The following is a 7273-nucleotide window of genomic DNA, read 5'->3' on the forward strand; positions in this document are numbered from 1 at the left end:
AGATGGGGGAGATGGGGGAGATGGGGGAGAACAAAGAACCCAGAACAAACAACATTACTGTTTACTGTTTACTGTTTACTGTTCCCAGTTCCGGAGTTCCCTGTTCCCTGTTCCCTTTTTCACAAAGAACAAAGAACCAATAACCAACAACCAATGTTATACTGACCAAAGTAACATTTGTTTACAATAATTTTAAGGTTGATGGTCTTCACCACAAATAACTGCAATCCACCAGCTTCGAGTAAGGAAAACGCCCTGTCCTTAGAGCGACTGTGTTTAATGTCAGGACTCAAGCAGACGGTGTATAACTAGATGACCTGCCTAGACTTTAAGGACATCAACAACAACGGATGTAGCCACCTCGAATGCTGGGGTTTGGCATCCTGTCAATCTTTTGACAATCAAATATCTGGGGACTACACTCAGATTTGGAAAACTGGCATCGTTCGCGCTTTGACCTCGCTTCAATCTTCCGCACCCTGGGATTTAAGCGGACAGTATGTATGCTGCGAGTTGGGAGTGCTGATAGATGGTGAGATTGTCCGTGGTGAGTCCCAACCGATGCCCAACCTTTTGACGTAAACAAACCATAGGTTTTGATGACTGCTAACAAACACCGTGCCATTATCACTGGAGCAAGTAGTGGAATTGGCAAAGCCACAGCCTTAGCCTTTGCCCAAGCTCAAATCGACGTTGCTTTAGTGAGTCGCTCCTCCGAAAAACTACACGCTGTCCAAGAACAGGTGCAGAAAACAGGAGTCGAAGTAAAAACCTACGTAGTTGATCTGGCCAAAGTTGATCAAGTGCAAAGGGAAATGGAGGCCATCGCGGCTGATTTCGCCCCCGTGGACATTCTGGTCAATAACGCCGGAATGGGCTACACCGGAACAGTCAGTGACACCTCCTTAACCGACTGGCAACAAGTCATCGACCTCAACTTAACCAGTGTCTTTCAGTGTATTCGCGGGGTTTTACCCCATCTGCGCCAACAAGAACAGGGAACAATCATTAACCTTGCCTCGGTTGCAGGCAAAACGCCTTTTCCGGGCTGGGGAGCGTACAACGTCAGTAAAGCTGGCCTCATTGCCCTCTCTAAAACCTTAGCCGCCGAAGAACGCTCCAACGGGGTTCGGGTGGTGGCCTTCTCTCCGGGTGCAGTGAATACGCCCATTTGGGACACTGACACAGTACACGCTGACTTTAATCGGGCAGCGATGCTTACCCCTGAAATTGTGGCTCAGTCCATTTTGCACACCGCCCTGTTACCCGAACAAGCGGTTGTTGAGGATATTACCTTAATGCCCAGTGCGGGTGCGCTGTAGTGTAATTGTTGAATTTACCCTGCCGATTTAATAGGTTTCTTTCTTACTATGACCATTGCTGCTTCTAACGGTTCTAATCGTTCTAACTCTCTCCAGGGAGCTACTGAGGTCTCACCCCAAAATATCGAGCCTCGGCCTGAACGTCTCACTCCCCAGGGAGATGCTCCTCCGGTGCATCCTGATTCCCCCGAAACCAAAGAGGAAATGATGAATGCGGTGTATTCCATCCTCAAAGGGGTTGGAGAAGACCCGGAACGAGAAGGACTCCTCAAAACGCCGAAGCGAGTCGCAGAGGCGATGCAATTTCTCACCCAAGGGTATAACCAGTCTTTAGAAAAACTGGTCAATGGGGCGATTTTTGATGAAGGCCATAATGAAATGGTCTTGGTGCGGGATATTGATGTGTTTAGTTTGTGTGAACACCATATGTTGCCCTTTATGGGGAGAGCGCACGTGGCTTATATTCCCAATCAGAAGGTGGTGGGATTAAGTAAGCTGGCGCGGATTGTGGAAATGTATGCCCGTCGTCTGCAAGTGCAAGAACGATTGACTCGCCAAGTGGCGGAGGCCATTCAAGAAATTCTTGACCCGCAAGGGGTGGCAGTGGTTATGGAAGCGACTCATATGTGTATGGTGATGCGTGGGGTACAAAAACCGGGGTCTTGGACTGTTACCAGCGCTATGTTAGGGGCGTTCCAAGAAGACCAGAAAACGCGGGATGAGTTTCTCAGTTTAATTCGTCACCAGCCGAATTTCTAGGGTTTGATGGTTTGAGAACCTGAAATAGTTGTTGCACTTTGTTTAAGTCTTTATCCCCTGGGGATCGTTCTACTCCACTAGAGAGATCGATGCCTTGGGGATGACAATTGTTTAAGGCTTCTAGAATGTTGTCGGGATTTAACCCTCCAGCTAAGAACCAAGGTTGCTGGGGGGTAAAGTTTTGTAACAGAGTCCAGTTAAGGGCGATGCCTGTTCCGCCGTATTGCTGGGGGTGGTAGGCATCGAGGAGGAAGGAATCTACCCAGTTGTTGTAGGGGAGAATTGCGTTTAAATCCTCTGCATTGCGAACTCGCCACGCTTTAATTAATCGGACTTGGGGGAATTGTTGGCGCACTTGACGGCAATAGTCGGGGGACTCCTCTCCGTGGAGTTGTATCCCGGTTAACCCCGTCTCTTGCACGATTTGACGGAGTTCTGGTAATTCAGCGTGGACGAATACGCCGATTTTTTCGACGGTTGCGGGTAACTGGGAGATAATGTTTTCAATTTGGTTCGGGGTGACATAACGGGGAGAGCGACGGACACAAATAAACCCTAGGGCCGTTGCGCCGAGTTCCGCGATCGCTTTTCCTTGTTCCGCTTGGGTAATTCCACAAATCTTGACCTGCATGGGCAAATTTTAAGTTTTATCTCAAAAATCGTAACTTATGTTAATTAATTCAACAAAATGCAATTTATCACCCATCAATCTTTATAATTTTCAAGAAATTTAAGCAAATTTCTAGGAGACCCACTTTACATGAATTCAATCATCATTCTCGCCCAATCTTCCGCCCCTGCGACTCCCAGTTGGAGTTTTAATATTGCTCTCGTTATGATCCTCTGTAACCTGGTGGCCGTGGCTATTGGCCGTTTCGCCATTCAAAATGCCGGACAGGGCCCCGATCTTCCTGTCTCTAAACCAGCACTCTGGGAAGAATTTGGGGTTCCCGAACTCTTAGCCACCGCCAGTTTAGGTCACATCCTCGGAGCAGGTGTGATCCTCGGCCTCAGTAATGCAGGTGCGCTCTAGACTCCTGCAAGGTTAACTTTTAACTGAATCGTTAACCCCCCTGAAAAGCTCATTGCTAGCTATTTCCCCCTTGACTGCCCAATTGTCAAGGGGGAAAATACTTAAATGTTATGGAACACTGCACTGTGAAGAACGGGTCTTGACGAGAATCCCGTGAGCCTTCTGTCGATATTCCGGTTAAGATGGGAGGAAAGAAACTGAAATGCACCTCTCTTTTTAATCGTTCTGGGTTTCCCTAACCGGGTTCAGTTCGATGTTTTGAACCTATGAGGGGTCTTCCCAATCTAGTCATACCCGTTTCTTCCTTGTAAAATAAACGGTAGCTCTTTGCCAACTTGGGTGTGAGTGCGTCCCCAAAGATAGTTGTTCTGCTACGCGAAGCCATTTCTATGAACTCCAGAGCCTCTGACGAGTTACAAGCCAATTCTAATCCCTCATCTAACACCACGTCAGTGATTATTCTGACGTTGCTGCATCCGTTGCAAGCTGTTCCGGTGCAGCATTGGACGTTTGAACCGGGTTCGTCCATCCGTATTGGACGCTCAACGGATAATGAAGTCATTCTCTATAGTGCAGTTGTTTCTCGTCACCACGTGGAAGTCCGCCCCTCTGGAGATGGAGGGTGGGAAGTGGTGAATTTAGGGGCAAATGGGACGTATATGGATGGAAAACGGATCACTAAGATGCAGGTTTTTGATGGCATGGTCATCCGTTTAGCCAGTTCCGGGCCTCAGATTCAGATTCGCATTGAGGAAGCAGAAGTGGGAGAAGGGACGCAATCTGGACAAAAACGGAATTTGCCGCCCTTGGGTGAGGATAAGTCGAAGGATACTTTGATTACTTAGGGCTTCAAGGAGGGCTGGTGCTAGGGATTAGGGGGCGTTGTGGAATTGCGCGATCGCGCTTCCTGTCAACTGCTTCACCCCCTCTACAGTCCATTCCCCCGTCGGAGCCAGGGTATTCACCCACAGTAAATACTCAATATTCCCCGCCGGCCCTTGAATAGGAGACACCGTTAACCCCTGCACCGTCCAGCCTATCCCTTTGGCTGCTTCCATAACCTGAAGAATGGCGATGGCCTGATCTTTGGGATCACGCACCACTCCCTTTTTCCCCACTCGCTCCTTCCCCACCTCAAACTGGGGTTTAATCAACAACACCGCATCCCGTGGCGACACCAACAAATTCCACAGGGGAACCAACACCTTGGTTAAAGAAATAAACGACACATCCATCACCGCCAAATCTGCCCAAGTCTCCCCCTTATACAGCACATCCCCCGTCAAATAGCGAAGATTCGTCCGTTCCCGCAAGCGGACCCGTTCATCCTGTCGCAACATCCAAGCCACTTGGCCATAGCCCACATCTACCCCATACACCAACTTAGCCCCCGCTTGTAATAAACAATCAGTGAACCCCCCGGTAGAAATGCCCCCATCTAAGCAAATTCGCCCCGTAACAGGCAAATTAAAGCTGGTTAGGGCCTGGGCGAGCTTTTCCCCGCCTCTAGACACATAGGGCGGCTTTTCCTTGAGATGTATTTTGGCGGTTAACTCCACCAAAGTCCCAGGTTTATCAATCCTCTGTTGATTGACAAACACCTCCCCGGCCCGAATGAGACGTTGGGCCTGTTGACGGGAGGAACACAACTTCTGCTCCACTAAAAAAGTATCTAGTCTTTGTTTTGATTTCGCCATTCGGTTCACAATAAACAATCAACAATCAACAATCAACAATCAACAATTCACATCGGTCTAGGTGGGGGAGAGAAGGGAGTTTTTGTCCTCATGGGGGATTTTGCCCCTCATCACCAGACAAAACCCGCTATCTAGGCTATCCCTCCAACGAACAAAGAACAAACAACCAAAAACCAACAACCAAGAACAAATAACCCAGAACAAAAAACAATCTCGCGCTATAATCTCCTCAAAGCCCCCTAGTCGCCAAAAAAGAGTGATTGCCATTTACCCCGGTAGCTTCGACCCAATTACCTTGGGACACCTTGATATCATTGAACGAGGATGTCGCCTTTATGACAAGGTGATTGTTGGGGTGTTGTGTAATCCTAGTAAAACTCCCCTGTTTCCCGTAAAAGAACGCATACAGCAAATTCACACCTGTACCCAACATCTAAGCAACGTCGAAATAGAGAGCTTTACAGGCTTAACGGTTGAATATGCCAAGCAACGTCGTGCTACAGTTTTGTTGAGGGGCTTGCGGGTTCTTTCCGATTTTGAGAAAGAATTGCAAATGGCGCATACGAACAAAAGCCTATACGACGAAATTGAGACAGTTTTTTTAGCGACCTCAACCGAGTATAGTTTTTTAAGTAGTAGCGTGGTGAAAGAAATTGCCCAGTTTGGCGGTTCCATCGCTCACCTTGTTCCAGAGAATGTTGCTCGAGATACCTACCGATGCTACAACAAGACTCCTCCTCCGGTAACGCCGAATACAACCAAGCCAACTCCTCCCAAGCAGGACCTCAAAATCGAGCCACAGGATTCGACATCCAAACCGAATTGAATCGTCTTGAGGAACTGATCTTGGATAATCCCCGTGTTCCCTTTACCCGCAAGACAATTGTGGATGAGGAGCGTTTGTTGGACCAACTGGATTTGGTGCGGATTAATTTACCGGAAGCGTTTGAAGAAGCCAATGAAATTCTCCGTCAAAAGGAGGAAATTTTTCTACAGGCGGAAGAATATGCTCAAGATATTATTGAATCGGCTCAACAACATGCGAATCAGTTGTTGGATGAGATGGGATTGATGCGCCAAGCGGAAATTGAGGCGGCCCAACTGCGGGCCTCGGTCCAGCAGGAATGTGAAGAATTACAGCAGAAGACGTTGGCCGAAATAGAACAGACGAGAATGCAGGCCATGCAGGAGTTAGAACAGATGCGACAACTGGCGATCGCAGAATGTGAGGAGATTCAAGATGGGGCCGATGATTACGCCGATGCGGTCTTAACCCGCATTGAGCAACAGTTATCAGATATGCTAAGAGTGATCCGCAATGGCCGTCAGCAACTGCGAGGTGGTGGGGAAATGGAGGATGATTCGGATGATCTCCCGGAAGTCTCTTAATCGCTCGTTTCAGGAGAGGAGAGAATTAAATCAAGATACCATGATGGGCAAGAGTCAATGGGCTTATCGGCCAACCAGTGAACATCAGTTGGACTTAGGGCAATCCCTTGCGGTTGCCGATGTGATGGGGATGTTATCGGAGTTTTCCCCGGACTTGTTACCCCTGGAGCCCCCCCCCACAAGTGATCCTCCCCCGTCTCCGACTTTGACTCCCGTTACTCCTCCGGCCACCCTGCGCGAACCGATCCCCACTCCAGCCCGGTTACAAGAAAAAACGGTGTCTGAGTTAGCCCAAGAGGTCTGGGAATTGAAATTAGTCGCCCTATCCGATAGTGATTACTATAATCGTCAATTCAATCGCTTAAAACGTCGCCTTTGGGGGTTGACAGGATTTTCAGTTTGTGCTATAGCGGCCTTAGGATGGGGATTCAGTTGGACGGCCAGCAGCCTGAACAGCAGCCAAACCCAACTGACGCGGTTGGAACAGGGGTTAGAGAGTCAGCGCGATCGCGTCACTCAACTCAACCAACAGCACCTCCCCCACCTCGAACAACAAATTAACCAACTCGCAGGTCAAGTCCCCGACTCCCTCACCAAAGACTTGACCCAAACCCAACAAGAATTAACCCAACTCCAAGGCGAAATCGAACAAATGGAAACTGAAATCTCTGCCAACGATCAAGCAGTCTCCCTGATCTTAAATTTATTAGACCGTCTGAGTCGTCGGGCCCCCACTCCCCAAAATGCCCCCCCCTCTCCAGAAAATTCTTCCCCTCGTTAAATTCCATTATCCTGAGAATAAGTTAACGTTTTTTTATATGACCAAAAATACTGGGTTTCAAGCCCCGTCATGCCAACGAAGTGGAGGACGGCTTTTTATTGCCATATTGAATTTAATCTGCTATAGTTTTGATACCAGCATACTTAGTGTCAAAGGCAAAAAGCCACAGTCCAACAATTATCACAAAGCTAGACAGCGATATGCTCGGAAGCATTTAAAAGTAAGTAGACAGCGAGAAGAGAATGCCCACAAAAGTGGCACTCCGTTTAATCCAATCTAACGATTTGGTCGC

General features: G+C 48.3%; 9 protein-coding genes and 1 pseudogene. 8 read left to right on the forward strand and 2 right to left on the reverse strand.

Annotated elements, in window-relative coordinates:
• Positions 1–599 precede the first annotated feature (599 nt).
• Both PN462_RS22085 and folE read left to right on the forward strand, forming a co-directional pair.
• A complete protein-coding gene (locus PN462_RS22085) occupies positions 600–1322 on the forward strand; it encodes an SDR family oxidoreductase (RefSeq protein ID WP_272131014.1) in 723 nt (240 codons plus the stop codon).
• Between the two features lie 48 nt (positions 1323–1370).
• Positions 1371–2081, forward strand: coding sequence for a GTP cyclohydrolase I FolE (gene folE, locus PN462_RS22090; RefSeq protein ID WP_443029258.1), 711 nt, complete (start codon positions 1371–1373; stop codon positions 2079–2081).
• Here folE and PN462_RS22095 read toward each other — a convergent pair.
• Complete coding sequence (locus PN462_RS22095) at positions 2050–2712, reverse strand: phosphoribosylanthranilate isomerase (protein ID WP_272131015.1); 663 nt, start codon at positions 2710–2712, stop codon at positions 2050–2052. The two genes, folE and PN462_RS22095, sit on opposite strands and share 32 nt — an antisense overlap.
• 129 nt (positions 2713–2841) lie before the next feature.
• Here PN462_RS22095 and psaK point away from each other — a divergent pair, with 129 nt between their 5' ends.
• Both psaK and PN462_RS22105 read left to right on the forward strand, forming a co-directional pair.
• Positions 2842–3114, forward strand: a complete 273-nt coding sequence (gene psaK / locus PN462_RS22100; RefSeq protein WP_272131016.1) for a photosystem I reaction center subunit PsaK — start codon at positions 2842–2844, stop codon at positions 3112–3114.
• Positions 3115–3566: 452 nt separating this feature from the next.
• Complete coding sequence (locus PN462_RS22105; protein ID WP_443029259.1) at positions 3567–3959, forward strand: FHA domain-containing protein; 393 nt, start codon at positions 3567–3569, stop codon at positions 3957–3959.
• Between the two features lie 27 nt (positions 3960–3986).
• Here PN462_RS22105 and PN462_RS22110 read toward each other — a convergent pair whose 3' ends face one another.
• A complete protein-coding gene (locus PN462_RS22110; RefSeq protein WP_272131018.1) occupies positions 3987–4811 on the reverse strand; it encodes a TlyA family RNA methyltransferase in 825 nt (274 codons plus the stop codon).
• A 256-nt stretch (positions 4812–5067) separates the two neighbouring features.
• Here PN462_RS22110 and coaD point away from each other — a divergent pair, with 256 nt between their 5' ends.
• The 4 genes and pseudogenes from coaD to PN462_RS23730 all read left to right on the forward strand — a co-directional run.
• The gene (gene coaD, locus PN462_RS22115; RefSeq protein ID WP_272131019.1) at positions 5068–5637 is read left to right on the forward strand and encodes a pantetheine-phosphate adenylyltransferase; all 570 of its coding nucleotides are present in this window, start codon (positions 5068–5070) and stop codon (positions 5635–5637) included.
• Positions 5529–6200 carry a hypothetical protein gene (locus PN462_RS22120; RefSeq protein WP_272131020.1) on the forward strand — a complete coding sequence of 224 codons (672 nt, stop codon included), beginning with the start codon at positions 5529–5531 and terminating at the stop codon, positions 6198–6200. Before coaD ends, PN462_RS22120 begins: the two co-directional genes overlap by 109 nt.
• The gene (locus PN462_RS22125; RefSeq protein WP_272131021.1) at positions 6130–6981 is read left to right on the forward strand and encodes a hypothetical protein; all 852 of its coding nucleotides are present in this window, start codon (positions 6130–6132) and stop codon (positions 6979–6981) included. The genes PN462_RS22120 and PN462_RS22125 overlap by 71 nt, the downstream gene beginning before the upstream one ends.
• A 151-nt stretch (positions 6982–7132) precedes the next feature.
• Positions 7133–7273, forward strand: a pseudogene (locus tag PN462_RS23730) (transposase); the annotation flags it as partial.

This window comes from Spirulina sp. CS-785/01 (assembly GCF_028330525.1).
GTDB lineage: Bacteria > Cyanobacteriota > Cyanobacteriia > Cyanobacteriales > Spirulinaceae > JAQMSD01.